A 631-nucleotide genomic window follows, 5' to 3' on the forward strand; every position below is an offset into this window, starting at 1 on the left:
GCAAAACGATCGTTGCGGTGTTGGCGATGCTGCAGATGGTGGACGCGGGTTACCAGTGTGCCCTGCTGGCGCCAACGGAAGTCCTTGCCGCACAACACTTGCGATCGATCCGCGATGTCCTAGGGCCGCTGGCCATGGGCGGCCAACTGGGAGGCGCCGAAAACGCCACCCGGGTGGCACTGCTCACCGGTTCGATGACGGCAGGGCAGAAGAAGCAAGTTCGCGCCGAAATCGCCAGCGGTCAGGTCGGCATCGTCATCGGCACGCACGCGCTGCTGCAGGAGGCCGTCGACTTTCACAACCTGGGCATGGTGGTGGTCGACGAGCAACACCGGTTTGGTGTCGAGCAGCGAGATCAGTTGCGCGCCAAGGCCCCCGCCGGCATTACCCCGCACCTGCTGGTGATGACCGCGACGCCGATACCGCGCACGGTCGCGCTGACCGTCTATGGCGACCTGGAAACCTCTACGCTGCGCGAACTTCCGCTCGGGCGCCAGCCGATTGCCACCAACGTCATCTTTGTCAAGGACAAGCCCGCCTGGCTCGACCGCGCCTGGCGGCGCATCATCGAAGAGGCTGCCGCCGGCCGCCAGGCCTATGTGGTGGCGCCCCGCATCGATGAGTCCGACGA

At 65.8% G+C, this 631-nt stretch carries 1 protein-coding gene; it reads left to right on the forward strand.

Translation table 4 applies throughout. The features are described 5' to 3' along the window. The coding region (locus FJM08_RS08475) for a DEAD/DEAH box helicase (protein WP_140031739.1) at nucleotides 1-631 on the forward strand (631 nt) is incomplete at both ends.

Origin of the sequence: Metamycoplasma equirhinis (assembly GCF_006385185.1) — a bacterium.
Classification (GTDB): Bacteria; Bacillota_I; Bacilli_A; order Mycoplasmatales; family Metamycoplasmataceae; genus Metamycoplasma; species Metamycoplasma equirhinis.